The following is a 26,586-nucleotide window of genomic DNA, read 5'->3' on the forward strand; positions in this document are numbered from 1 at the left end:
AGTTTTCTTTTATTGGAGGAACCAGAATGAATCTCGTAAAAAATGAAAAATTGGAAAATAACAGCCACGAACTGCAGTTCTCCATTGATGCGGTTACTTTCAGCGCCGCAGTCGATAAAGCGTTTAAAAAAGAAGTCGCAAAGTACAATATTCCGGGCTTCCGTAAAGGAAAGGCTCCCCGTCACATGATCGAAAAAATGTATGGTGCGGATGTTTTCTATTATCCCGCAATCAACGATCTGTTCCCTGAGGCCTATGATGAGGCTGTCAAAGAGAGCGGTATCGAGCCGGTGGACCGTCCGGAAGTAGAAGTTGTTTCTGCCAACCTGAATGACGGTGTTGTTTTGAAAGCGGTCGTGACCGTAAAGCCCGAGATGAAAATCGGCACCTACAAAGGTTTAAAAGCAACCAAAAAGGTCCACACTGTGGAAGACAGTGCTGTGGACGCTGAAATCGCACGTATGCAGGACCGTAACAGCCGCATCATCACCCGTGAGGGGGCTGCCGAGAACGGTGATATCACTGATATTGATTTTGAAGGTTTTGTAGACGGTGTTGCATTTGAGGGCGGCAAGGGCGAACACTTCCCGCTGACCCTGGGCTCTGGCCAGTTTATCCCCGGCTTTGAGGATCAGATTGTTGGCCATTCCGCAGGTGAAGAGTTCGACGTGAATGTGACGTTCCCCGAGCAGTATCAGGCGGAAGCGCTGGCCGGCAAGGCTGCTGTGTTCAAGGTGAAATTGAACGAGGTTAAGCATAAAGAGCTGCCGACTTTGGACGATGAGTTTGCGAAAGACGTTTCTGAGTACGACACGCTGGATGAGCTGAAAGCCAGCATTCGCAAAGGCATGGAAGAGCAGGCTGAAAAAGAAGCCGAGCTGGAAGTGGAGAATGATCTGGTGGATCAGGTCATTGCCACGATGGGGGGCGAAATTCCTCCTGTTATGATCGAGACCCGCATCGATGAAATGGTTCGCGATTTTGAGTACCGTCTCCAGCAGCAGGGCCTGCGTCTGCAGGATTACCTGAAGTATATGGGCGGTGACGTTCAGAAGTTCCGCGACGGTTTCAAAGAGCAGGCTGAGAAACAGGTGAAGATTCGCCTTGCTCTGGAAGCGGTGGCAAAGGCCGAGAACATCGAAGCATCTCAGGAAGATTTTGACAACGAAGTAAAGCGCATTGCCGAAGCCTATAAGATGGAAGAGGAAAAAGTGCGCGGCATCGTTCCGGAAGCGGAAGTAAAGAAAGACCTGGCTGTCAATAAGGCGATTGACTTTGTGAAGTCCAACGCAGAGATTACCACGGAGACAGTCAGCGAGGAAAAAGCTGAGTAAAAAGCGGATTCCTGTCGAATGAATGCGATGGTTGACCGATATGCGCAGCGAATGCGCGTATCGGTCAACTTCATACATAGGACAAAGGAGGCAAAAGAATGAGTTTAGTTCCTTATGTAGTTGAGCAAACTGCGCGCGGTGAGCGTTCGTATGATATTTTTTCCCGCCTGTTAAACGACCGCATCATTGTGCTTTCCGACGAGGTGAATTCTGCGACCGCCAGTTTGGTTGTGGCGCAGCTTTTGTATCTGGAAGGTCAGGATCAGGAAAAGGATATCAGCCTTTATATCAACAGCCCCGGCGGTTCCATCACCGATGGCTTTGCAATCTATGATACGATGAATTATATCAAGTGCGATGTTTCAACCATTTGCATGGGCATGGCTGCATCCATGGGGGCTTTTCTGCTGGCGGCCGGCGCAAAGGGGAAACGTTTGGCGCTGCCCAACAGTGAAATTATGATTCATCAACCCTTGATCGGCGGACAGGTCGGACTCACTGGCCAGGCCACAGACATCAAGATCCATGCAGATCATCTGGTGCGCATCCGCAGCCGTTTGAATCATATTTTGGCTGAGCGCACGGGCAAGCCTCTGTCTCAGATTGAACTGGATACGGAACGCGATAATTATATGAGTGCACAGGAAGCACTTGATTACGGCCTGATTGACGCTGTAATTGAGAAACGATAATTTCGGCGGTGTTATATGGCAAATCAAAATAATAAAGAAAAGCATCTCATCTGTAACTTCTGCGGAAAGTCGCAGGATGAGGTGGAGCGCATGTTCATTGGCCCCGGTGTGAATATCTGCAGCGAGTGTATTGAACTGTGCCATTCCATGATGGGTGATGAAGAAGAGGCAGCCCCCCGGCGGCGTTCCGCCCGTCATTCGGACACAAATGCCGGAGTTCGCATTCTCACTCCGGCACAGATCAAAGCCGGACTGGATCAATATGTAATCGGACAGGATGCAGCAAAAACGGTTTTGTCTGTTTCGGTTTATAACCATTATAAGAGAATTCTCAGCAAAGATTCTCTGGATGTGGATCTTCAGAAGAGCAATGTGCTTCTGCTTGGCCCTTCCGGCGTAGGCAAAACGTTGCTGGCGCAGACGTTGGCACGGATGCTGAATGTTCCGTTCGCAATTGCGGACGCTACCACCTTGACAGAAGCCGGCTATGTGGGCGAAGACGTGGAGAATATCCTTCTGAAGTTGATTCAGGCGGCGGATTTTGACATTGAGCGCGCAGAAAAAGGAATTATCTACATCGATGAGATTGACAAGATCACTCGAAAGAGTGAGAATCCTTCCATCACGCGTGACGTTGGCGGAGAAGGCGTGCAGCAGGCGCTTTTGAAGATTCTGGAGGGGACTGTGAGCAATGTGCCGCCGCAGGGCGGACGCAAACATCCTCAGCAGGAATTTATTCAAATAAACACCAAAAACATTTTGTTTATTTGCGGCGGCGCTTTTGAGGGGCTGGAAAAACATATTCAAAAACGCACGGATACCTCTTCATTGGGATTTGGCGGCAAACTGAAAGTTGATGCGGAAAAAGAACGTCAAAATCTTCTTCGTTTGGTGGAACCGCACGACTTGGTGCGCTATGGCCTGATTCCGGAACTGATTGGACGTATTCCAGTTGTTACAGTTCTGGATCCCTTGGATGAAGATGCACTGGTGCGGGTTTTGAAAGAGCCAAAAAACAGCTTGGTAAAACAATATGAAGCGCTGCTCAAACTGGATAATACAGAATTGGTGATTACCGATGAGGCGCTTCATGCCATTGCGAAGAAAGCCATTGCTTTGAAAAGTGGCGCGCGCAGCCTTCGCAGTGTGATGGAGCAAGCCTTGATCGGGATCATGTACGATATCCCCAGCGATCCTACCATCACCAGGGTGACGGTAACAGCGGCGACGATTGAAGGCGAAAAGCCGGAAATTGAGCACGGAATGGCACGCGTTCGTTATCAGGACACAAATCCGGGAAGCAACGAATAAAAAAAGCGGGTGGAATCACCCGCTTTTTTGCATATTGATTGAAAAATTCACATTTATAAGATATAATAGTAACTCAATTGGTATAGTAACCCCATCGCTTGTTGCACGATTCAAAATCTGGCGATAAGTTGAACGATACATACCTTTATCATCACAACATTGGATTTAGGAGGCTCCGTGATGTCAGAAAAGGTAAAAATTATTTTGGATAAAAATGCAGATATCCTTCGGCTCCCGGCGATTGCGCTGCGTGGACTGGTTGTATTTCCGGGAAACGTCATTCACTTTGAAGTGGGACGCCCCAAGTCCATCGCAGCGATCGAGTGGGCGATGAATAACAACAATGCGGTGTTTTTGACGGCGCAGCAGGACATGGATGTGGAGGACCCCGGCTTCAAGGACGTGTATCCTTATGGCGTTGTGGCTGAAATCAAGCAGGTCCTTCGTGTTTCCGATGACTTGGTCAAAGTTTTGGTTGAGGGAAAATATCGTGCAAAGCTTTTGACGCTGGATTCCAGCGGGCGCTTTTTGTTGGCATCCACCAAAGCATCTGCCATGCGCGGTGGAAAAAGCAGTGATCCCGCGCGCATAGAGGCTTTGCTCCGCAGCATCAAAACAGCCTTTGAAGAATATATCGGCCTGAATACCCGGATGCCGAAAGATGTGGTATATACCATTATCACCAGCGACAGCGCCGCCTTTTTGTGCGACTATATTCCGGGCAATCTGCTTCTGAAATATACCGATAAACAGCTTTTGCTGAATGAGGGCACGTTGCTTGGCCGGTTGGAAAAAATTCTTGAGGTTTTGCGCCGGGAAACAAAGATCCTGCGCATTGAAAAGGATATTCAGACAAAAGTAAATGAGCAGATGGATAAAAATCAGAGAGATTACTATCTGCGTGAACAAATGCGTGTGATTTCAGATGAACTGGATGACTCGGAAGATACGCGCAAAGAGGCTGAGGAGTACCGGGCAAGAATTGATGCTCTCCAACTGCCGGAAGAAGCGTCGGAAAAGCTGCGCAAAGAGGCCGACCGTCTGTATAAAATGCAGGGGAACACGCAAGAGGCCTCTGTCATTCGCACCTATTTGGACACATGCCTTGATTTGCCCTGGCACGTTTTTACACCGGATAATCTGGATATTCAGAAGGCGCAGGCGCTTTTGGATAAAGAACATTACGGCCTGAAAAAGGTGAAGGAGAGAATCCTTGAAATTCTGGCGGTGCGTAAGCTTGCGCCGGATGTAAAAGGGCAGATCATCTGTCTGGTCGGGCCTCCGGGTGTGGGTAAAACGTCGATTGCGCGTTCCATTGCCCAGTGCTTGGGACGCAAATACGCCCGGATGTCCTTGGGCGGTGTTCGGGATGAAGCTGAAATCCGGGGACATCGGCGCACCTATATCGGAGCAATGCCGGGAAAGATTATCAATGCCATCCTCACGGCTAAAAGTTCCAATCCCTTGTTGTTGCTGGACGAGGTAGATAAACTGGCCAGTGATTTCCGCGGGGATCCTGCGGCAGCGCTGCTTGAGGCTTTGGATCCGGAACAAAATGTTTCTTTCAAAGACCATTATTTGGATATCCCGTTCGATTTGAGCGATGTTTTGTTTATTACGACAGCCAATACGCTGGATACCATTCCCAGACCTTTGCTGGATCGTATGGATGTAATCGAGCTTTCCAGCTACACTCGTGTAGAAAAATTTGAAATTGCCAAAAGACACCTTGTGCCAAAACAGCTTGCCGCTACTGGTCTGAAAGGCAAAGTCAAGTTGAATCAAAGCGCGATTTACGGTATCATCGATGGTTACACCCAGGAGGCAGGTGTTCGGAATCTGGAGCGCACCATCACACAGCTTTTGCGCAAATGTGCAAAACAAATCGCTGCGGGGACAACAGAGTCCATGACGATCGGCGCTTCCCAGTTGGAAGAACTTCTTGGACCCAAGCGGGTCAAACCTGCGTTTCACAGTCGAAAAGATTCGGTTGGCGTGGCAAATGGATTGGCCTGGACCAGTGTGGGCGGTGAGATCCTTCCCATTGAAGTGCAGGTGGTGCCGGGCGGAAGCGGCCGACTGGAACTGACGGGTTCTTTGGGCGAAGTCATGAAAGAAAGCGCCAAACTGGCAATTACCTATGCAAAAGTTCATGCAAGCGAATATGGATACGCTGCCGATGTCTTCAAAAACGCGGATATTCATATTCATGCACCGGAAGGCGCAATCCCAAAGGACGGCCCTTCGGCGGGTGTAACTCTGACAACCGCGTTGATTTCCTGCCTGTCGGGCCGTGCGGTTCGTTCCGATGTGGCAATGACAGGTGAGATTACCTTGCATGGGCAGGTTCTGCCCATCGGCGGGTTAAAAGAGAAGAGCATGGCGGCTTATCGGGAACATATGTCGATGGTGTTGATTCCAAAGGACAATGAACCGGATTTGTACGAAGTGGATCCGGTGGTCAAACAGGCTCTGGAATTCCATCCGGTCTCCAGTTTGGAGGAAGTTTTGAGCCTTGCTCTTCTGAAAGATAAAAAAAAAGCGAAACATCCGGAAAAAGCGGAGAAAAAGGTACAACATCCTGTTCCTGAAATAAAGACGGAGCAGCCCCTTGCAATTCCGCAATAAAGGAGCATTTATGAATTACGCAAAAGCAGCTTTTAAGGCTTCCTACGGCCTTTCTGCACAGCTGCCGGAAAGTGACCGCCCGGAAATTATCTTTTCCGGGCGGTCCAATGTCGGAAAATCATCGCTGATTAACAAGCTGTGCAATCGAAAAAGTCTGGCGCGGGTCAGCGCCACGCCGGGCAAAACGGCGACAATCAATTTCTATACGGTGGATTCTGTCTATTTTGTGGATTTGCCCGGGTACGGATATGCCAAAGTGGCCCAGGCTGAACGGCAGCGCTGGGATCGTTTGATCAACACCTATTTTGAACAGGCACGGAAAAATGCGCTGCTGATTCAGCTGCTGGACAGTCGGCATGCTCCATCCGCCGATGACCGAATGATGCTGGAATATCTGGCGCACCATCAAATTCCGTTTGTAGCTGCCCTTACGAAAGCGGACAAGCTGAAGAAAAGTGAGTATGAAAAGGTGACAGCCTATTTTGCAGATGAGTGTTTCCCGTTTGGCTGCAGAGACGTCGTGCTCACAAGCGCAAGTACCGGATTGGGTATTGAAAGGCTCCAGAACTTACTGGAAAGTGCAGTGGAAGAGGTGCGCGGCTAATGGCGTATGGCGTTTTTGCGGACGTTTATGATGCGTTCAATGAAGATGCAGATTATTATGCGCTGCACAAGGCTGTTAAAAGCCGCTTAAAGGCCCACGGCGTAAATGACGGCATTGTTGTCGACCTTGGGTGTGGAACGGGCGATTTGACCCTTCTCCTTGCGCAGGATGGCTATGATATGATCGGAGTGGATCTCTCCGATGAAATGCTCTGTATTCTCCGGGAAAAAGCAGAGGAGCAGAATGTTTCCAATTTGCTTTTGTTGTGCCAGAATTTGTTGGATTTGGATTTGTATGGGACAGTGCGCGCAGCTGTTTCCACTTTTGATACCTTGAATCATATCGGGCCATATGCAGATTTTTGCAAAGCGATTCAGCGAGCAGCTCTTTTTATTGAGCCAAACGGCCTGATGCTGTTTGATATGAATACACCCTACAAACATGAACACGTGCTGGAGAATCAAGTCTTTGAACTGGAAGCGGAAGATGTTTATTGCACCTGGAGCAACCAGTTGGACGAAAAAGCGCGCCTGACACAAATCACCATTGATCTTCTGGACAAGGACACCGGTGTTCGTGAAAGTGAGTCTTTTCAGGAATATTACTACACAATGGACGAAATTCGGAACGCCTGTGAAGCTGCCGGCTTGAAGATTCTCGAAATCTGTGATGGAGAACGTTTTGGACCATTGCGGAATGACAGCGAACGGTATTTGATTACCGCAATAAAAAGGGAGAAGTAATTTTATGTCAAGATTGCTGCGTGCCATTTCTGAGAATGGTGGCATAATTTTTTATGCGGTGGATTCCACCGAAATTGTACGAGAGGCGGAGCGTATTCACAAAACCAGTGCAGTCACCTCTGCGGCGCTGGGCCGTCTCTTGACCGCATCCAGTTTGATGAGCGCCACTTTAAAACAAGCCTCGGATTCCATTACTTTGCGCATGAAAGGGGACGGTCCGGCCGGTTTGGTATTGGCTGTTGCAAACGGAGCCGGCGAGGTAAAAGGATACATACAAAACCCCATTGTAGAATTGCCGCTTCGGGCGGATGGCAAATTGGACGTGGGCGGTGCGATCGGGCACGATGGAATGCTGAGCGTTGTAAAAGACCTTGGCTTGAAAGAACCGTATGTAGGGCAGGTTCCTTTCGTCAGCGGAGAGGTTGCGGAAGACATTACCTCTTACTACGCGGTAAGTGAGCAAATTCCAACAGTTTGTGCTCTTGGTGTACTTGTAGACCGTGATTTGTCCATTTTGCATGCGGGCGGCTACTTGCTTCAGCTTCTGCCCGGAGCGACCGAAGAAGAGATCACGCAGTTGGAAAAGAACGTACAGCAGATGAGCAGCGTTACATCGATGCTTCAGCAAGGGATGACCCTGGAAGATATGATGGAGCGTGCACTTTTTGGATTTGCACCCCAGGTGTTGGATGTGCATAATACACGCTATCATTGTGATTGTACGCGAGAGCGGGTGGAGCGCGCTTTGATTTCCATTGGTAAAGCTGAATTGGAGAAAATGGCACAAGAGCAGTCCACAGCGGAAGTATCTTGTCAATTCTGCGATAAGACGTACAAAATCGACCTGAAAGTGCTTCTTTCGTCGCTGGAGAAAAAAGCTGAAAAATAATTGGAAAAAAGTGTTGACAAAACGAAGAAAATCAGGTAAAATAAATCTCGCCGCTTGAGAAGGCGGCGAGAAAAATGCGGCTTTAGCTCATCTGGTAGAGCGCCACCTTGCCAAGGTGGAGGTAGCGAGTTCGAGCCTCGTAAGCCGCTCCATTTTCTCTTGTTTGTAAAGCCAGATCAAGAGAATATCAAGTAGTGCTTGACAAAGAGAGCCGAGTTTGATATAATAGAAAAGCTGGTTTTAGTTTGGAAGTTTAGCTCAGCTGGGAGAGCATCTGCCTTACAAGCAGAGGGTCAGCGGTTCGAGCCCGTTAACTTCCACCATTGTGGCCCGGTAGTTCAGTTGGTTAGAACGCTAGCCTGTCACGCTAGAGGTCGTGAGTTCGAGCCTCATCCGGGTCGCCATTTTTGCCTCTGTAGCTCAGTTGGTAGAGCAGGGGACTGAAAATCCCCGTGTCGATGGTTCGATTCCGTCCGGAGGCACCAAAGTAAAAAGTGTCGAGAAATGCTGTGTTTATCAGTGTTTCTCGACACTTTTTCTTTTTTTCCGTGCATTTTACGAACGTCGTAAGCCGGAAAACAAAAACATCTATCTGTACTCATTTGTACTAAGATGTACGCTATTTTTGGGAGATAGCAACACTGTAAGACATACTCGTTTTTCAAAATTCCATCAATGTAGCTGATTTTTCGTTCGAAAAGGCCTATTTCGGGTGATTTTTTTGCAGATTCTCCTTATTGCACAAAGCGAGACCCTGTTTCCAACGAATTTTTTGACAACGATAGCGTTAATGGATTTTTGGAAAACTTAAAAACGAAATTTATTGTTGCTATTTTGGACAGAGTCTGGAAAGGAGAAAAAAGAAAATGGCGAGAAAGAAGGCGAATCGAGGAGTAAAGGGAGAAGGCTATTTTTCCCAAGTAGGAGGCAAATATCTATACAAAATCCCCGCTGGTACATACGAGAATGGCCGGACGAAATACAAGGCGTTTACAGGAAACACTAAAAAGGAAGCCTACGAGCGAGGAATGGAATACCGTCGCCGGGTCGGTGATGCATCTGCCTTTGGAAATGACCCTTATCTGAAAGACTACATTATGTGGTGGGCCAAGGTCTACAAGAGAGATGCCAAGAGCGTACGCCAATCTACCTACACACGCCTATGTAGAACCATTACGAATCAAATTATTCCAACCATCGGAAACCTGCGTCTGAGTGAGCTGACCGTAAGTGTCATCCAGACCAGAATGGTGAATGCGCTGTTGAATAACGACAGCCCATGGACAGGCAAACCGCTGGCGCCAAGGACGGTCGAAAAAACGGTAATTCACCTGAAGGATTGCCTTGAGCAGGCCGTGGAAGACCGATTGATTCGAACGAATCCGTGTGCCAAGGTGAAAAAGCCGACGGCGGTTCAAAGCCCGACACAGAATGAGATGCGTTTTTTTACAGATGATGAGATTATCCGTTTTGAGAAAGCTGCTTACGCTCAGACCAAGAATGGATTTCCCGTGTACAAACATGCCGATGCGTTTGTCCTTGTTCTCTTCACGGGGATGCGTATTGGTGAAGCGGCCGCACTGACAGCGGCAGACGTTGACCTTGAGAAGCGTCGTATCCATATTCATCGCACATCCGTTGCGTATTATGATATGGATGACGAAAGCCCGACGTTCCGGTCGATGGTCCAGTACAACTCGGAAAAAACGAAAACTGACAGTGGCGACCGATATGTTCCCCTTGGGGAGGATACAGCATACAGGGCCGCTTCCAGTTTGGTACGTCGCTGCAAAAAGAATCCAAATGCAAATCTTATCAGTGGTGAAGAGAACGTAACTATCCCATATAGCTCCTTGCTGACATCTTATAAGGCCATCTGCCGGCGTGCTGAAATCGAAAATCCAAACGGGCCGCACACGCTGAGGCACAGCTTTGCGAGCATGATGATTCGGAATGGGGCAGACATTAAAGTCCTCTCAAAAATCCTCGGCCACAAGAGTGCGAGCTTCACCTATGACACTTATGTACATATTATTGCAGAGCAGATGACTGGCGCCGTGCAGGGGATTTCGCCGAAACGGCAGAAGGAAAGTAAAAAAGTATACCGTCAAATTGTGCAAAAGGCCGTTGCAGAGGGAATTACGCAGGAATCATTGAAAACGCTTTTCGGAGTAATGGACCCGGAGCTTGTGGGCAAATTCCTTGCAGAGGCACTCTGAGGGGATTGTCTCGCCCCGAAAAACGATATATAATGTTCCTATCAAAGAATTGAATGCGGATGCTGTGCCACGAAAATGGTGCGGCATCCGCATTTTTCTTTGTATTACATATAAATCTGGAGGTAAAGGATGGAAGAAAAACGCTGCGGCGGATGTGGATGGTTTGACCCAAACGACCACACCTGCGGAAACGCTCAGACTGGTATCTTTATAACCGGCGAGAGCAATACCTGCCCACACTGGGCGGATTTTTACGATATTCTGAAAGATTTGGAGGAAGCAGAAAATGCGGAGAACTAAAAAGGAATCACCGGAAAAGCTGCGGGAAAAAGATGAAGCCAAGAAAAAGAGCGACATCAAGGACGCACTGACACAGGCCAAGTTCGCCGGTAAGCCTACATACTATTTCCCTGTTGGCGCCACAGTGGTTCATGGGGCCTGGCCGGAAACGACTGTGCTGGAAGTCATTGAAGACGGTCTTGTATATGTCGTAAGGGATGTAGACATGACCCAGAAAAAGCCGGATATTCGGGAACAGGTTGTTGCCTGGATTTCTCTTCGCCCGAAGATGCCGGGCAGCACATCGTTTTCAAGTAACGAGGACATCCGGCTCTCGTATAGTAATCTGACCATTGAATCACTGATTTACCGGCACATTTTTGCCGGGGTAGATTTTGAACCGGATTATCAGCGAGAGCGCGTCTGGACACAAGAAGACAAGGAGAGCCTGCTGGATTCGATTTTCATGGGCGCCGATATCGGACGGTTTGTTTTCCGGCAGCGCACCGATGAAGAGTGGCATAAAGATGGCTTGAGCTACGAAATCGTGGACGGAAAACAGCGGCTGCTGACTCTTCTGGATTTCTACGAGAACCGACTCGAATATCGGGGGGTCATGTATAACGAGCTGAGCGGACGGGACCGTCGTCGTTTCCTGGATGCCAACACAGCGTTGGCGGAATTGCGAAACGCGGACCGGGAAATGGTCTTGCGTGTGTTCCTGATGCTGAACCGTGGTGGCCGGCCGGTATCCGAAAAAGTCATTGAAAAGGCAGAGCACCTACTGGCGGAATGTATCGCATCGAAGAAGAATTGATTTTGAGGGCCGGATTAACTTCCGGCCTTCTTCTATTCATCAAATTGCGTTTTCCCGAAAAGCGTCTACCATTTGTATTAGAATATTCTCTTTCGAAAGGGGGTTCTGCCATGCAGAACATTATCAATTATATTTCAGACAATCAAAGCACCATTCTGGTTATCATCATTGCGCTTCTGGCAGGTTCTTTGCTCTGGCGTATGACTAAGCGGGTGGCAAGTATCATCCTATCTGTTGCCGTCCTTCTGTTTACCCTATCGTTGTTCGGTGTGACCGGGAATGATATCCGATATGTTGTCCAGACCGGATGGAGTATCGGACAGAATATGTTCCAGGAAACAAAAGATTTCTTTAACGGAATGCAAGATGGAGATGGAGCGATTCATAGCGAATTGGATTTATCCGCTTCGAGCAAACCGATTGAAATTAGCACCGAGCCGGGAAGCGAAGCTGTCGTACACTTCATCAACGTAGGCCAAGCTGATAGCACGCTGATTCAAAACGGAGAAGATACCATCCTGGTGGACTGCGGAAACAGAGATGATGCGGCATTGGTTATCGAGTATCTTAACGGACTCGGCATTGAACAAATCGACTATTTTGTGGCTACGCACCCTCATGAAGACCATATCGGGTGTGCTGGAGAGATTTTAACGAATTTCGAGGTCGATACATTGCTGAAACCCGATGTTGAAAATGACACGGCCTGTTATCGCAATATGATGGAGGCGGCCGAGAAAAACAATGTAAACATAGTGTATCCCGAAGCAGGGGAGACGTTCCAGCTTACCCAATCATCCTTTCAAGTGCTCGGCCCAATCGAAATCGACAAAGAGGACCTTAATAACGACTCGATTGTCTTGCGTTATGATTTTGGAGAGACATCTTTCCTGCTGGCAGGCGATGCTGAGCGGGAATCGGAACACGCTATTTTGGATGCTGGGTTCAATGTGGCGGCGGATGTACTGAAAGTCGGCCATCACGGCTCAAGCACCAGTACAAGCTATCCTTGGTTGCGGGAAATCATGCCCCAGTATGCGGTCATCATGTGCGGGAAAGACAACAGCTACGGTCATCCGCACGATGAGACGACTTCGAAGCTCCGTGATGCGGAAGTTGAACTGTATCGAACAGATGAAAACGGGACAATCGTTTTCATCTCTGATGGCGAAGACTTGCGCGTGGAAACGGAATTTTAATCAGAAAGGATTCCTTTTCCCCGAAAAGCCCGTACAATGAAAGCAGCGAGGAGTTTGATAGATTTTTCCCTCACTGTTTGACGTGTATGGTTGGTTGTCCTACACTTATCTCCTTTCTCCCTCCCGTCGTTTTTGCGGGAGGGCTTTTTTGGGGGAGAATGAATAGCTAACGTTTCCCCCGAAAAGTTCATATAATAAAAATCGCGGAAAGTTTCCGAATTACCTTTCCGCTGAGCGACGCTTTTGACTGCGCGCCGACGCTCCCTTTGGCCCTCTCGTTTTTTCATTTTTCCGAGAGGGCCTTTCTTTTTTTTGAAATGTTCTAACACCCGCCCCGAAAAGTCGGTACAATAAGAAACATCAAAGAATTAAATGCAGATGCTGTGCCACGAAAGTGATGCGGTATCTGCATTTTTCTTTGTGTACATAAAAATTCATGTCAGAAAAGGAGACCTGAAAAATGGAAAATCGTAACCCTCTCGAAAAGCTGCTTCCCCAGTATCGCGTAGACGGTTTTGACCCGAATGAGGCACTTACGGAGTTCACCGGAATCGGCGCCAATGGTCAGCCCGAGACCTTCCGTGCGATGCGCTGGAGAGTCGCCGCAGCTTGGTTCCGCACCGTGTTCCCCAAAGGCCGTATCACTCACACCATCGTAGCGATGGATGCCATGAAAGCGACCGCGACCGCCTTTGTTTACCGTGGTCCTGAAGATACTGAGCCGTGTGCTACCGGTATCGCCACCAAATGGTACAGCGATGACCCGACTGGCCGCGATTACGTATCCAATGCGGTTATTGCCGCCAAAAAGCGCGCACTGAGCGACCTGGGCTTTGATATGCCCATCAACCTTGAGGCGGAAGGGGAGGCTGTTTCCGCTGAGGAAGAAGGCGTGAGTATCCCTCGTCCGGCAATCCCGGCACCGGCGGCTCCCGCTGTGCCTGCCGAGCCTGAGAAGGGCCGCAAGAAGAAGGCTGCTGCAAAGAAGCCCGTAGCGGACGAACCGGCCGAGGCTGAGCCTGTGCCCGAACCTGAAGCGCCTGTCGCGCCCGCGCCGGCAATCGCAAAGCCCCCCGTTGCGGAAGCTCCCGCGCCTACCCAGGAATCCCCTGCTGTTTCCGAACAGGAGCATAAGGAGGAGCCTGGGAACAGTGCAGACCTGTCCGACGGTGAGGCCGAACAGCTTTCGATGCGGCCTGCACTCGAGAACGTAACCGAAGCTCCTGCTGCCGAAGTGGCCGCTGAGCCGGAAAAGCCCGCCAATGAACCGGCCGCTGCCTCTGATGCATCGGCTCAGACTCAGGCTCAGGAAGCGCCCCAGGAGGCCGCTCCCGCTGAATCCACCGCACCCGTTGCGGCTGACAATGCGGAAGCAAATCCCGTCCAGGAGCACAATCCCGATGCGTATTTGAACGACAAGATGCCCACGACCGTGGAAGAGGCGTATACCTGTCACTTCCCGTACGGGGCTACCGCCGGTCAGACGATTCGTGAAGTCGCAGAAAACAAGAAGCGCGGGCCCAAGTTCCTGCGTTGGCATCTGAACAAAATCAACGAGCGGCCCGGTATGGCAAACGAAATCTTCGCAACTGCTTTGCAGATGGTTTGCGAAGAGCTGCGCTGTTAAGCCACTGAGCTAATCAAAATCAAATCAGGCGGCAGGGGGGAACAGCCTCTGCCGCCTGTACATAGGAGGTAAACGGGATGTCGCAATTTCCGTTCTCAATGAATTTCGTCTTATACGATTTGTGCCATCCTGCGTTTGAAAAAGGTCGAGACAAGCCCAACGGTAAAGGCGAGGTATTGGTAAAATGCCCCCATACCGGAAAGGAATTTGAGGTAAACCTCAATAAGGAAACATGGAACTGTTTCCGTGAATGTGCGTGCTGTCCGGCAAAAGGGATGTCCGCTGAGAAAAACGGCGGCATCTTGGGTCTGTACAAGGTGTTCTTCGGTTCCATGTCAAACAGCGATGCATACCGCTGTATCATGGATGCCATGCAGGGAAACCCCGGGCTCGCTAAGATGCGGATGGACACAAAGCCGAAACCGAAAGAAACCGTTCCCCGTCTGCCGGATGAAGAACTCGATAAGACCTATCGGGCGTTCCTCAATAATCTTACCTTGTCAAAAGAACATCGTGCCGATTTGCTGGCGCGTGGCTTTGATGATAAGGATATTAAGAAAATGGGGTTCCGCTCTCTGCCGCAGTCCGGGCTGAATGTTATCGGCCAGAGCTTGCAGGCACAGGGGTGCAAAATCGAAGGTGTACCAGGTTTTTATACCAGATACGGCAAGCCGGAAATCAACTGCGCAGGAAGTGGATATTTCATCCCGTATCGGAATGAGACCGGCCTCATTGTCGGCCTTCAGGTCCGCTATGACGTGAAAATCACGCCGGAAATGGATGAGGATGAAGTGAAGCAGGCAAAGATGTCCCGCTATCGTTGGTTCTCCTCTTCTTCAAAAACGCATGGCGCTGCCGCAAAAAATGTCCCATTCTATGGGGTTCCCGGGATGGAACGCAAAGACGCTGTGTATGTGACCGAGGGCGGTTTGAAAGCCGCCGCCGCGTCTGTACTGAGTGACGGCTGGTTTATCGCCATCCCCGGCGTACTTTGCTACGATTCGTGGCGGGAACTTCTCGAATTCCTGAAAACGCAGAATATCAAACACCTGATTGACGCATTCGATTCCGACCGCGAGACAAATCCGCAGGTCGCCCGAGCAATCAGTAAACTTCATGCCATCGCCCGCTCTTATGGATTCGAAATGGTCCATTGGGATTGGGGCACTGAGCAAAAGGGTGTGGACGACTATCTCCTCGCCCTCAAAAAGAAACGCGCGGAGCAGGAGAATATTCCTCTTCCGCCTATTCCGAAAAAATGAAAGCAAAACAATGGAGGTAATTCTCATGTTGAAAAGTTTCATTCGCACTCTGGCCGACGCTCTCAGCTATCACGCCATGAACGAAAGCACCGAACTGCATGTCTATTCCGAAGACGGAATCCTTAAAATCGTCCTCGCGCAGGACGATTGCGAGAATACCGGAGTCGTGATGAATGCGGCGGAACTGGAAGATGCTGTCAGCTCGTTCGTTCAGGACGATGCCGGCGGATACTCCCGCCGGGTACTTGCGAACGAGATTGAACTCGAGGACGACGGAGGCGCCTTGCTGTACGGCATTCCTGCCGATTGCATCCTCTAAGTTTTCGCATTGCCGCCCTCATCCCGAGGGCGGCTTTTTCTTTTGGAATAATCTGGAAATTTGCAATATAGGCAAAAATGTGATATAATTAGGGGTATAAAGATGAAACAAAAAGGTTTTGCAAAAGCGCGTAAAGGGGGCCAAGAAGTGCATATTACTGATTTTACGCATATCCCTGACCTCAAGCGCAAGCAACTTCTGAAGGCAGGAATTGAAACAGTAGAACAGTTGGCTTCTACCCAGCCGAAAAAATATTATGATTTCAGAAAAATCACCAGAATGTCGGAAATTCAAGGTGATACCGACGGCCCTGTGGCTATCGTGGGCAAAATCCAAGGGTTCCGAAGCGGGCCAAAGTACGTAACCGCAATCGTGGATGATGGTTCTGGTACACTCTTGAACGTTACCTGGTTCCACCAGCCGTACATCGAACGGACACTATACCTGTACGTTCCTTATATCTTCTGCGGAAAAATCTCGTATAGTCCCACATTCAACAATTTCTCTATGGCCGCACCTGTTTTTTACAGCTGTCACAAATCGGATTTTGGCCGAATCATTCCAGTGTATCGGAAGATTCCCGGGATGAGCGTCGAATATTTCCGAGATACGGTCAAACTGGCAGCGTCGATGCTGATTGCTGACCCTGATTTTGAGGATTCTTTGGATGCTGATATCCGTTCGGCTCTGGAAATCCCCGAAATCAAAGAGTATTTTCGAATGCTGCATGCGCCCATGTCTGATACAGACCTGGAAAAAGCGACGCAGCGCAACATTGCAGACAAGCTGTTCCCATTTGCCTTGAAAATGGCCTGGCGGGCCAAAGGGCTTTCCGATACAACTCCGTACCGGATGCAATCTTTCCAAAAGACGGTACAGTTTATGGAGAGCCTTCCGTTCTCCATGACAAAAGACCAGAGACAAGCTGTCGAAACTATCCTCGCTGGCCTGAAGAGCGGAAAGCGGCTTGACGCACTCGTTCAGGGCGACGTCGGCTGCGGCAAAACGGTCGTTGCAGTTGCAGCATGTGTCGCCGCCGCTGAGAATGGATATCAGTCGGTTATCATGGTGCCCACCACTGTGCTGGCAGAACAGCACTACCGCAAGTTCTCGGAGGATTTGCAGGGAAGCAACATCAAAACCGTCTATCTCGCCAGCGGGATGAAGGCTGCCGAACGCCGAAACGTATTGAAGCAAATCGAAAACGGCGAGGCACAGGTCATCGTCGGCACACACGCTGTCATTTCTGAGTCGGTCGTCTTTAAGAATCTCGCATTGGCCGTGATTGATGAGGAGCATCGCTTTGGCGTGAAGCAACGAACCGCATTCCGGGAAAAGACTGGAACCGGCGTGCATTCCATCAGCATGACGGCAACACCTATTCCGCGTACACTGGCAAACGCTTTTTATGGCGGAGACACAAAGGTCATCAATATTCACACAATGCCTGCTGGTCGTAAGCCGGTCCAAACCGTTGTCTTCGGGAACGAAGAAAAAGTGTACGAGGCGATGTATCGTCAGATTCAGGCTGGACATCAATGTTATGTTGTCTGCCCTCTGATTGAGGATTCGGACAGCGATGCGCTTGCCGAAGTGGAATCCGCAAATCAGACGGCCAAAAAGATGAAGGACTGGTTTGCACAGTATCCCGAAGTCCATATCGCCAAAGTCACCGGAGACCTGGAGAAAAACACAATACAGAAGCGGATTGAGGAGTTTGCCGCCGGAAAGGCTCAAATCCTCATCTCGACCACGATTGTTGAGGTTGGGGTAAACGTTCCGAATGCAACTGTTATGGTCATTAAGAATGCCGAACGATTCGGCCTGGCTCAGCTTCATCAGCTGCGAGGCCGTGTGGGACGCGGAGACGCACAGAGCTTCTGCGTTCTGCTCTCCAAGGATAGAAATAACCCGCGTTTGCGGACAATGGTGGCAACCAACGATGGCTTTGAAATTGCACAGGAAGATATGGCGCTTCGCGGTACTGGCAACCTCGTGGGTATTGAACAGCACGGATTCGACCAGTGCGTTACGCTGATGCTTCAGCATCCGGATATGTATGCGAAGTGTGTCGAACAGGCCAAAGTCCTGATTGGCTCGGATAAAATTCAGGGCGCTACGTATCAGCAGATGCTGGTGGACAGCGCTGACATATAATTTTTGCAAAGAGGGAAAGACGATGAGGGCAAAAACAATCACAATCAACGAGCCCAAGCTCAAAAAAGCAATGATTCTGTGCGGCGCGTGGCCGTTCTTTTACCTCGTGGCTACGTCAATCACATGGGCAGCCGTGACCAGCGCTATGACGCTCTCTGATATGACGCAGAAACGCCTTGGGGAAGTTTTGTTCGTGCTAACGGAGGGGGTGTCTCTGATTATAACATGTTATGCTATGTCCCAGTTTCTATTTGGGCCACTGGTGAAACTGTTTCGGATGTCTCTGCCGAATGGGCATTATCTTGTCGGACAGATTTTTGAAAGTCCGGCGGATTGTCTTGAGCAGAACGAGAAGGATACGGCGAAGTTCCGTACGGCGCAGGCGCTGGCAGAGCTCCTCTCCTGCGGTATAATCGGAGATTTCCTGAATTCCGTGGGGCCTGCCTATGAAATCTCCATGATGCTCTGCGGCTTCCTTTTGGCAACCGTTTTCCCGACGGGGAGCATCGCGGAGGCTCTGATTATCTTCTCGGCGTTCGCCCTCTGCGGCCTGACCGCTGGGTTTGGCCGAAGAATGGTCATTTCGTACATTTCTGAGGCGGGGCAGATTGTCACCGCGCAAGACAAAAAGTGAGGAGTGTTCGTGTGAAACGGAAATTGGCTCTTGCGGCCGCCGGCCTGATGTTACTGGCCGCTCTCTGCGGGTGTTCCGGGAACGATTCCGGGATACCCGAGGAAGTTCGGAAATCCGGCCTGAATAAGACGGAAATGCTGGAGACCGTCGAGGTGTACTTCGATATCTTCAACGAGTTTTTCGAGGCGAACGGACAGGATATCCATGCAGAGGTTCTGTCGGACGATACTGGCATCCGTGTGGATGTGACTCAGCCCTATGTGGACGATTCCGGCCAGGAAACAGGAGAAATGATTACCCGTAATGGAGTATATTCCTGGACTACGGCCGAGGAAGCGTATGCATACCTCTGGGAACAGGGGCAGGTGGATTTGGAAGGTAATGTTCTGTTTAGCGCAGATGATATCGAGACAAAGGAGAATTGATATGGACTTGAAAGCTGAATTCGTATCCCAGCTGCCGCCCGATGACCGTTACGAGCTCGCGTGGCTGAAGGGAGAAATCCTGACGATGGCGAGCGGCTACAAAGCACTCGCTCTGACCCGTGTACGTATGCCGAGCGAACTGGCCGCAACCGAGGCGAGCAAGCAGGCTGCCAAGGAAATCGTGGAAGATTTGTACCGCAAGAGAACCGGCGGTGACATGTGCATCCTCGATTGGGTCAGCGATGAAGAGTATTTCAAGAGCGCGGGCCCTCTGGGCTATTTGCCGGGCGGAGTGCTCATTTCTTACGCATAATACAATTAGCCGTCTCCTTCGGGAGGCGGCTTTCTTGTTTTTCCCCGAAATATGCGTACAATGGGGCCATGAATCCAGCGGAAATAGAATGGTTTCAGATAAAGCCGAAAGGGGATAATTTCAGTGAGCAAAGGCAATCGCAAGAAAAAGCGCCGTAGGCAACAGGCAGCCGCACGAGCGGCGGCACAGAAGAAACACGCCCAGGCGGCAGCCAAGCCATCGGAACCGGAACAAGGACTGGCTGAAAATAGTTTCAGTACCCTTGAGCGGGATATTGAGCCTGTTGAGCAGAGTGTAAAAAGCCAGGAATCTGAGGCAAAAGCTGAGGCTTCCAGCAAAGATGCTTCCGTAGAACCAGTTGAAGAACAGGCTGTCGATGAGACGGACCCTGAGTCCAGACAGGAAAATATGGTGCAATCCGAAGAAAAAGACTGCGAATGGGACCGGTTTCCGTTCGGTGAAGAAGATGAGGACGAATCTGCCGAGAATAGGGATGGCGAGGAAAATTTCGCACAAAATCTTTGGCAGGGTGGCGATGATGATAACGAGCTGACCGGAGCAGGCACTTATGGGGATGACCTGGAGAACGAACTGCCGGGAAAAGCCTCGTGGCCCCGTGTGGCAGGGATTGCTGCACTCGTAACAGCTATTGTCTGGGCTGTTATTATTGGCGCATGGATGCTCTTTTCCGGGAACGGTGGTGTCGGCGTCAAATCTGTTTCTTTTGAGAATTCAGAGCTAAGCGTTATGGTTGGGCAGAACGAGACGGTTGTCGCTGTGTTCGAATCAGACAAGGACCAGAATATAGAGGCTCTCGAGAAAGCGATTGCCAAGTTGGATGTGGAATGGTCCAGCACCGACGCAAGCGTCGTGAGTGTAGAAGAAGCCGAGTGGGAAAGCCCTGGCGAACGGGCTGCCACACTGACCGCCAAAAAGGAGGGCGTCGCTGAAATTACCGTGTCTGCCGGAGATTTTTCCGACGTAATTACCGTGACCGTTGTGCCGTCTGACAGACTTGAAGGCATCAATGCAGAACCGATGACTCTACCGGTAAGTGATACATGGCAGAACATCCCTTACACTCTGGTGCCCGAACAGGCAAAGGCTGACGGCCTGACATTCAGTATTGCAGACTCCAGTGTTGCGGAAGTCGATTCTGCGGCTGGAAAAATCCGTGGCTTGACCCCGGGCGAAACAACTCTGACTATCCAGGCTGGGGAAATTAACGAGACGGTCAAGGTAACTGTACAGCGCACTCCACACTCTATTTCTGCCGAAAACATTGCCTTGTGGGTGTCTGAAACGTCCACAATCGAAGTAACGACCGATATCAATAACCCCGAATGCGGCACCAACTACACTTTTACCTCTGAAGATGAAAACATCGCTGTTGTGAGCGAGAATGGTGTGGTAACAGGCGTTTCAGGCGGATTTACAGAAATCTTAGTGACTAATGAGCTTGGTCAAAAATGCACCGTTGAGGTTGAGGTCCTGGATTATCCTCTTCACCGCACTGATTCCACCAGCGACATCACCATCACCAAGGAATGGGTTGGTGGAGACACTGGAGCCAACTGCTATGCCGCGCATATCGTATTTTCCGACTACACTCGCTTTGGTACTGCCAACGGCAACGGCGGCTATGGGCTTGGCGCAGAAACGACCCTCTCAGCACATGAGCGCCTCGGCAACATCCTGACAGTAAGCGGAGACGGTGCAACAGCAGCCAGCGATTATCCTGTCGCTCGCGAAGGCTCCCTGCGTAATCAGGGTCCTCTCCATTCGGACGGCGTTTACAGTCGAACAAACGGTATTCTTAATAGTACCGTAAGCCTTGACCTGGATGGGTATTTCCTCAGTGACCTCGTAGACCGTGGAGATGTGTCCGATACTTTCCAGTATAAGCCTGCGTTCCTTGTGAACGGCGCCCTTGTTCCGACTGGAGATTCGACCCGTACTCAACGGACCTTCATCGGTTCTAATGGCACCCCTGGCGATATCTGGATTGTAGTTGCAGAGGGTGGTATGGTTGACGGTGTGTCTGCGGGTCTGACTCCCGATGAGTGCGCAAGTTTCCTCGCAAGTAAAGGCTGTCTGTTCGGAATGCAGCTGAACGAGGGCGGCACGGCCGCTATGGTGTACCGTGATTGGACCCTCACTGCAAACGGAGCGGGCCAGGCACACGAAAACTTTGTATATTTCCGTTGATTTTTGAGATTTTTCGGAAAAAATAGACTCCCTGGGCACTTTTCTTTCCCCGAAAAGTGCGTATACTAAGAAACATCAAAGATATCAAACACGAATTCTGTGCTACGAAAGTAACACGGAGTTCGTGTTTTTTCTTTGTTTACATAGATTTCCGGGCCAGGTTCTATCCTCCCGGCAAACAGCACTTAATGGCGCTGATGATTATATTTAAACACCCACTTCACTGGGAGAATATCCTGCGTAAGACCGCACCATTTGGGCGGCAGCAGGGGAGGTACATACTATGTTTATTCAGATTTTCGCTTTCTCTATCATCGCGCTGCTGCTCGCCAACATCGTTATCCCTAATCGTGAACGCACTTGGGTCAAGGTGCTCAATGTCGTTCTTGGGATTGTGGTAGTTGCCAGTGCTGTTGCGGTAATCGCTGGTTTTTTTGTAGATGTGGAGGCTGTCTTGGGCAATCTGCTTTCCGACATGGGGTTCGTTACTCCAGCGGATGCGGCTCAGAGGATTGTAGATTCCGTTATGGACGGGATTTAACAGTCAGCCACAAAGTACACGGGTCGGGTTTGTCCTCCCGGTAACAGCGCTTAATGGCGCTGATGATATAGATTCAAGCACCCGTATAATCGGGAAATAAAACTTGCGTAAGACCGCACCAATATGGGCGGCAGCAAATGGAGGTACATAATTATGTCTGCTATCTATGAGAACATCGCCCTGGCCGCCCACAAAGCCAAGAAGAAGTGCGGCAAAGCCGAAAACATCACGAAACGGGTTTTCTCCATTGCGGAAAAAGTCGTCAACACTGTCCTGGTGGCATGTGTTTTCGCCTTCTATTTTGCCGCCTGGGCCGCTGAGATGCTGTTGATTTCCACCTTCCGCTTCATTCAGAAAGCCCGTGAGGCTGCGAAGGAGCTGGAGGAGAAAAGCCAGGCGAGTGCTCAGGAAACGACACCGGCAACTTCGGTTGATGGTGAGGCTGCGAAAGCATAATCAAGAATCGAAAGCGGGGGATGCGATGCGTCCCCCGCTTTTGTTTGCAGAAAAGGAGATTTTGTCATGGGAAAAAATATTGCAGAACAGGTTTTTGCAGAAGAACTGGCGCTTATCGAGAATGAAGCGCTGAAGGTCGCCGTTACTCGATATCTCAATGAGGCTGCTCCGTCGTATTTCTGGACGGCACCATCCAGCTCATCCGGAAAACATCATTCCCGCTTTGATGCTGGAGAAGGCGGGCTTGTGCGGCACACGAAAATGACCATCGCTGTCTGTATGGAGCTTTTACGGCTGTCCGGGATGGAACAGGTTGTTCAGGGAGAGGCTATCGCCGCTCTGCTCATCCACGATTCTGTGAAAAACGGCATGAACGGCGCGCACTACCGAGCAGACCATCCGCGCCTTGCTGCTGAACGTTGGTATACTTTCGTTGAAAAGGAGTTTGGCCCGGAGGTAACGTATCTGCGTCCAGTATTTTATTATGCTTTGTGGCATTCTGGACAATGGAGCGGGCCATCCATTAGGGATAATTTTGAGCGGCCGCAAGACCTTTTGGCTGGCATCAAGGTCGTACATCTGAGTGACTACATTGCAAGCCGAAATTTCTTTAACAAAGCGGTCGATTTTGCAAACGAGTTCATCTGATTCTTTTTGCCGGGCCGAGGCTCTGCCGGATTTTTCTTTTTACCCTAAGAACATTTGTGAGTCAGAAATATGGACGTGGCGGGAAAATGCTATTATAATAAACAGTGTTGGGAATTTTAAGAAAAATGTTGAGCCGCTGAGAAATCAGCGGCTTTTTTTTGCGAAAAAAAGAAAGGGGACGTCACACATGAGTTATTCAATGGAAACACAAAAAAATTCGGGAAAAATGGCTTGCGCTGGTATCACGCGGGCAGACGAGAACAGGCTTTTTTGGCGCATCCAGACCGGGCAGGTAAAAATGAGTATTTTCGCTAAAGACGATGAGAACGGGGATGGAGAAGAAGACGGTCAGAGGTTTGTCGCCGTGGCCGGCGGCTTGGAGGAAAACGGGTTCACTGTGAATCTTGTGAACGACCAAAACCACCGGGTTCAGACGATTAGTGTCGATTTCGACCTGATTGAGACCATTAGACAATTTTCCCTCCTGGTGGCAGCATTTGCCGATGCTGAGCATAACATCCGTATCTGGTTTTTTGACAACGAAGACCCCGATGGCGATTTTATTTGCGATATCCTTTGGGGTGAAGATGGAAACCGTTATGCTAAAGTGAGCGCTGCGCCTCGGTTAATGTTTCCGGCCCAGTCTAAAGAAAGCAAGGCGAGTAACAACTGATAGATGGTATTGCCTGCGCCCCGAAAAGTCCGTATACTGAGATGCATAAAAGAAATCAAACGCGAATCATGTGGCACGAAAGCTACGCATGATTCGCGTATTTTTGTGTTTGGAAGGGAGTCTTTAGTAATGGGAAAACTGCTTGAACATTTGCATTCGGAAGACATTCTCTGTCACGCCTACATCGGCGACGCGGAAAACGTTTCTCTGAATGAGAAGTCGGTTGAAATCCGCAAAGAAAAAAGTGGAAACAACACCTACACAGATGTCTATGTGAACGGGACTCTGGCGTATATGGCCGGCGAAGTCTGTATCGTTGTCGATGTGTCTGCGACAAAAGTCACGCTTTTCAACGAAAACAACGAGCCTGGCTTCGAAGAGTTCAGTGTCTCGCTCGAACATTTCCGGAAAGCCTTCACCCCTGCACGATGCAGCGGCTGAATCCCGTCCGGAACCGAATAACCATCAAATCAAGCGCGAATCGTGTGCCATAAAACAGCATGCGGTTCGCGCTTTTTTTGTACATACTTTCTCGAAGAAGAAAAGGAGAATTATTATGAAAATCAAATTTGCTATCCAGTATCAGGATGCCCAGAACAATTCCCAGACCCGCGAGATTCCACTGGCGCTTCTGGCAAAACTCGCCGGGCTCGACCACTGCGGTGCTCTTGGCGCTCAGCTCATCGTGGAACGCGGGGATGAATCCTTGGTCGCTTCTACATATCAGAGCCATGACTTTCCCTCGATTACCGTGGACGGCAAAAAAGGTGACAGCCTGCTCTGGCTGTCCGAGAACGAATTGCCAAACAGCGACTATCCTGGGAAGTTCACGTCTCGTCTGTATGCCGGTGATTGCGATACTGAGACAGATTGCCCGATTGCGGCCGTAGTAAGCGGTCTCGGCAACAAAGAAGGCGCTGGCCCTGAAATTGCCCGCAAAATCATTCATGTTGATTACGATTACGCCGTCGCCCGTCAATGGGGCGAAGCGGCCGATGAACATGGAAATCTGAAAGAACACGAAAACGATTAAGGGAGGAATAAACATGGCATATTGGAACACCGAATACGCAGAAAGCGGCAGGTATCTCCTGCTCTCACGGAATGGCGGCGACCTGCTGGCATCTTTGCATATCGAGGATGGCGGGTATCGTTTTTGCGGCCGAATCGGGAATACGACATATTTCAACGAGCTCATGGACGCAAGCTCTTTGCCTGACGCTCAAGCAGAGTTGGAGGATATTGTCCGGACTGGGCTGGAATCTGCGCTCAAATCTGCCTGCGAAGTTGTCGCCAGATATAAGCGGCAGCTGACCGAGTTAAACGACAGCAACTGAACTAATGGGGGCCTGAAAAAACGGGCCCCCTTATTTTGTGGAGGATTATTATGTTTGCACATCTCGTCATGGTAACAGCACTGAATAACAATAAATTTTACGATATGGAAATCGTAGGGGACAGACTGAATGTCCGGTATGGTCGTATCGGTCAGGCCAGCGTCAGCGCGTCGTACCCTGCGTCTGCATGGAACCAGAAATACAATGAAAAAATACGAAAGGGATATAAGGATATGACGGAGTTGGTCGAGGCCTCTCGAACCCCGTCTGCGCCGGAGTTTAAACCCGTTGAAGACAACGGAATCAACGAACTGTTTCAGTTCCTTCTGAATTGTTCCCGGCAAATTGTCCGAACCAACTATACCGTATCCACGGACAAGGTGACGATACAGATGGTCGATTCGGCCCAGCGACAGCTTATTTTGCTCGGCCAATCCAAAAACACGTTCGAGTTCAATGCGTTGCTTCTGGAGCTGTTCTCGATTCTGCCGCGCAATATGTCCCGGGTCCAGAATTACATGGCAAAGTCCGTGTCCGACATGGGCGAAATTATTCAGCGAGAACAAAATTTGCTGGATGTGATGCGCGGCCAGGTCGTTATCCGTCCCTCTGTGCCGGCCATTGAAGGGCAAACCGCCGACAAAACGATTCTGGAAGCACTTGGAATCACTGTTTCCAACGTGACCAGCGAAGAAGAGCAAAACATCCTGCGCCACCTGGGGCAGCAAGCCGGAAAATACCATGCCGCATGGCGTATTGACACGAAGGCCACACGCGGGAACTTTGAGGACTACATGTCATCTCATCCAGATTGCAAGAAAAAGTTTCTCTGGCATGGGTCGAAAAATGAAAACTGGCTCAACATCCTCAGCACGGGCCTCAAGTTGAATCCCAATGCCGCCATCACCGGCAAAATGTTCGGCCACGGAATTTATTTTGCGCCCAGCGCATCGAAATCCGCCGGCTACACCAGTTTGAGCGGCAGTTACTGGGCAAATGGTCATAGTAGTCGTGCTTTCATGGGCGTTATGGAAGTCGCCTGCGGGAAAGCGTTTGATGTGTACGACCACCAATCCCGGTACAGCTCTATCACGGGGAAGAACTTGAGCTCGTTCTGCAACGGGGCGAACTATGTTTTTGCACATAAAGACAAAGGGATGCTTCGGAATGACGAACTCATCGTATACGACGAGGCTCAGGTCACTATCCGCTATCTGGTTGAGCTGAAAGCCTGATGTTAAGCGGCCGTTCCTATCTGGGTAACGGCCGCT

27 protein-coding genes and 4 tRNA genes are annotated in these 26,586 nt (G+C 49.9%); all 31 read left to right on the forward strand.

Features of this window, described 5'->3' with window-relative positions; translation table 11 throughout:
• Positions 1-26 precede the first annotated feature (26 nt).
• The gene (gene tig / locus ACKTS9_RS00600; protein ID WP_407878299.1) at positions 27-1,334 is read left to right on the forward strand and encodes a trigger factor; all 1,308 of its coding nucleotides are present in this window, start codon (positions 27-29) and stop codon (positions 1,332-1,334) included.
• A 98-nt stretch (positions 1,335-1,432) separates the two neighbouring features.
• Entirely contained in the window at positions 1,433-2,026 is a 594-nt protein-coding gene (locus tag ACKTS9_RS00605; protein WP_349217126.1) for an ATP-dependent Clp protease proteolytic subunit, read from the forward strand.
• Positions 2,027-2,041: 15 nt separating this feature from the next.
• Positions 2,042-3,337 (forward strand): ATP-dependent Clp protease ATP-binding subunit ClpX, encoded by a 1,296-nt coding sequence (clpX, locus tag ACKTS9_RS00610; RefSeq protein ID WP_349217125.1) that lies wholly within the window; start codon positions 2,042-2,044, stop codon positions 3,335-3,337.
• Between the two features lie 180 nt (positions 3,338-3,517).
• Positions 3,518-5,965 carry an endopeptidase La gene (gene lon / locus ACKTS9_RS00615; RefSeq protein WP_407878302.1) on the forward strand — a complete coding sequence of 816 codons (2,448 nt, stop codon included), beginning with the start codon at positions 3,518-3,520 and terminating at the stop codon, positions 5,963-5,965.
• 10 nt (positions 5,966-5,975) lie between these two features.
• On the forward strand, positions 5,976-6,569 hold the full coding sequence (gene yihA, locus ACKTS9_RS00620) for a ribosome biogenesis GTP-binding protein YihA/YsxC (protein ID WP_349217123.1): 594 nt from the start codon (positions 5,976-5,978) through the stop codon (positions 6,567-6,569).
• Entirely contained in the window at positions 6,569-7,312 is a 744-nt protein-coding gene (locus ACKTS9_RS00625; protein ID WP_349217122.1) for a class I SAM-dependent DNA methyltransferase, read from the forward strand. Before yihA ends, ACKTS9_RS00625 begins: the two co-directional genes overlap by 1 nt.
• A 4-nt stretch (positions 7,313-7,316) precedes the next feature.
• Positions 7,317-8,201 (forward strand): Hsp33 family molecular chaperone HslO, encoded by an 885-nt coding sequence (hslO, locus tag ACKTS9_RS00630; RefSeq protein ID WP_349217121.1) that lies wholly within the window; start codon positions 7,317-7,319, stop codon positions 8,199-8,201.
• A gap of 76 nt (positions 8,202-8,277) precedes the next feature.
• Positions 8,278-8,353: transfer RNA gene (locus ACKTS9_RS00635), tRNA-Gly, on the forward strand.
• 95 nt (positions 8,354-8,448) lie between these two features.
• Positions 8,449-8,524: transfer RNA gene (locus ACKTS9_RS00640), tRNA-Val, on the forward strand.
• Between the two features lie 4 nt (positions 8,525-8,528).
• A tRNA-Asp gene (locus ACKTS9_RS00645) sits at positions 8,529-8,605 on the forward strand.
• A 5-nt stretch (positions 8,606-8,610) separates the two neighbouring features.
• A tRNA-Phe gene (locus ACKTS9_RS00650) sits at positions 8,611-8,686 on the forward strand.
• 381 nt (positions 8,687-9,067) lie between these two features.
• Complete coding sequence (locus ACKTS9_RS00655; RefSeq protein ID WP_087290481.1) at positions 9,068-10,420, forward strand: tyrosine-type recombinase/integrase; 1,353 nt, start codon at positions 9,068-9,070, stop codon at positions 10,418-10,420.
• A gap of 129 nt (positions 10,421-10,549) precedes the next feature.
• On the forward strand, positions 10,550-10,720 hold the full coding sequence (locus tag ACKTS9_RS00660) for a hypothetical protein (protein ID WP_158097860.1): 171 nt from the start codon (positions 10,550-10,552) through the stop codon (positions 10,718-10,720).
• Positions 10,707-11,516: a DUF262 domain-containing protein gene (locus ACKTS9_RS00665; RefSeq protein ID WP_087290479.1), complete on the forward strand. Its 810-nt coding sequence runs from the start codon at positions 10,707-10,709 to the stop codon at positions 11,514-11,516. Before ACKTS9_RS00660 ends, ACKTS9_RS00665 begins: the two co-directional genes overlap by 14 nt.
• 110 nt (positions 11,517-11,626) lie before the next feature.
• On the forward strand, positions 11,627-12,715 hold the full coding sequence (locus ACKTS9_RS00670; RefSeq protein WP_407878307.1) for a ComEC/Rec2 family competence protein: 1,089 nt from the start codon (positions 11,627-11,629) through the stop codon (positions 12,713-12,715).
• Between the two features lie 460 nt (positions 12,716-13,175).
• Positions 13,176-14,342: a hypothetical protein gene (locus ACKTS9_RS00675; protein WP_407878309.1), complete on the forward strand. Its 1,167-nt coding sequence runs from the start codon at positions 13,176-13,178 to the stop codon at positions 14,340-14,342.
• A gap of 77 nt (positions 14,343-14,419) precedes the next feature.
• Complete coding sequence (locus ACKTS9_RS00680) at positions 14,420-15,604, forward strand: DUF3854 domain-containing protein (RefSeq protein ID WP_407878310.1); 1,185 nt, start codon at positions 14,420-14,422, stop codon at positions 15,602-15,604.
• Between the two features lie 25 nt (positions 15,605-15,629).
• Positions 15,630-15,923 carry a hypothetical protein gene (locus ACKTS9_RS00685; RefSeq protein WP_087290471.1) on the forward strand — a complete coding sequence of 98 codons (294 nt, stop codon included), beginning with the start codon at positions 15,630-15,632 and terminating at the stop codon, positions 15,921-15,923.
• A 102-nt stretch (positions 15,924-16,025) separates the two neighbouring features.
• Positions 16,026-18,080, forward strand: a complete 2,055-nt coding sequence (locus tag ACKTS9_RS00690; RefSeq protein ID WP_407878312.1) for an ATP-dependent DNA helicase RecG — start codon at positions 16,026-16,028, stop codon at positions 18,078-18,080.
• A gap of 22 nt (positions 18,081-18,102) precedes the next feature.
• Entirely contained in the window at positions 18,103-18,714 is a 612-nt protein-coding gene (locus tag ACKTS9_RS00695) for a hypothetical protein (protein WP_087290467.1), read from the forward strand.
• Positions 18,715-18,725: 11 nt separating this feature from the next.
• Complete coding sequence (locus ACKTS9_RS00700) at positions 18,726-19,139, forward strand: hypothetical protein (RefSeq protein ID WP_205456675.1); 414 nt, start codon at positions 18,726-18,728, stop codon at positions 19,137-19,139.
• A gap of 1 nt (position 19,140) precedes the next feature.
• A complete protein-coding gene (locus ACKTS9_RS00705) occupies positions 19,141-19,452 on the forward strand; it encodes a hypothetical protein (protein ID WP_407878315.1) in 312 nt (103 codons plus the stop codon).
• Positions 19,453-19,575: 123 nt separating this feature from the next.
• Entirely contained in the window at positions 19,576-21,660 is a 2,085-nt protein-coding gene (locus ACKTS9_RS00710) for an Ig-like domain-containing protein (RefSeq protein WP_407878317.1), read from the forward strand.
• A gap of 283 nt (positions 21,661-21,943) precedes the next feature.
• Positions 21,944-22,201, forward strand: a complete 258-nt coding sequence (locus ACKTS9_RS00715; protein ID WP_205456673.1) for a hypothetical protein — start codon at positions 21,944-21,946, stop codon at positions 22,199-22,201.
• A 153-nt stretch (positions 22,202-22,354) separates the two neighbouring features.
• Positions 22,355-22,657 carry a hypothetical protein gene (locus tag ACKTS9_RS00720; RefSeq protein WP_087290456.1) on the forward strand — a complete coding sequence of 101 codons (303 nt, stop codon included), beginning with the start codon at positions 22,355-22,357 and terminating at the stop codon, positions 22,655-22,657.
• A gap of 66 nt (positions 22,658-22,723) precedes the next feature.
• Entirely contained in the window at positions 22,724-23,305 is a 582-nt protein-coding gene (locus ACKTS9_RS00725; protein ID WP_205456671.1) for a hypothetical protein, read from the forward strand.
• A gap of 187 nt (positions 23,306-23,492) precedes the next feature.
• On the forward strand, positions 23,493-23,978 hold the full coding sequence (locus ACKTS9_RS00730; RefSeq protein ID WP_407878320.1) for a hypothetical protein: 486 nt from the start codon (positions 23,493-23,495) through the stop codon (positions 23,976-23,978).
• A 129-nt stretch (positions 23,979-24,107) separates the two neighbouring features.
• Positions 24,108-24,419, forward strand: a complete 312-nt coding sequence (locus tag ACKTS9_RS00735; RefSeq protein ID WP_087290450.1) for a hypothetical protein — start codon at positions 24,108-24,110, stop codon at positions 24,417-24,419.
• A gap of 115 nt (positions 24,420-24,534) precedes the next feature.
• Positions 24,535-25,011 (forward strand): hypothetical protein, encoded by a 477-nt coding sequence (locus ACKTS9_RS00740; RefSeq protein WP_407878323.1) that lies wholly within the window; start codon positions 24,535-24,537, stop codon positions 25,009-25,011.
• A 13-nt stretch (positions 25,012-25,024) separates the two neighbouring features.
• Positions 25,025-25,315 carry a hypothetical protein gene (locus ACKTS9_RS00745; protein ID WP_407878325.1) on the forward strand — a complete coding sequence of 97 codons (291 nt, stop codon included), beginning with the start codon at positions 25,025-25,027 and terminating at the stop codon, positions 25,313-25,315.
• A 50-nt stretch (positions 25,316-25,365) separates the two neighbouring features.
• The gene (locus tag ACKTS9_RS00750; protein WP_407878327.1) at positions 25,366-26,550 is read left to right on the forward strand and encodes a WGR domain-containing protein; all 1,185 of its coding nucleotides are present in this window, start codon (positions 25,366-25,368) and stop codon (positions 26,548-26,550) included.
• The last annotated feature ends 36 nt before the right edge of the window (positions 26,551-26,586 follow it).

It is taken from the genome of Owariibacterium komagatae (genome assembly GCF_045865535.1).
Taxonomy (GTDB): Bacteria; Bacillota; Clostridia; order Oscillospirales; family Ruminococcaceae; genus Ruthenibacterium; species Ruthenibacterium komagatae.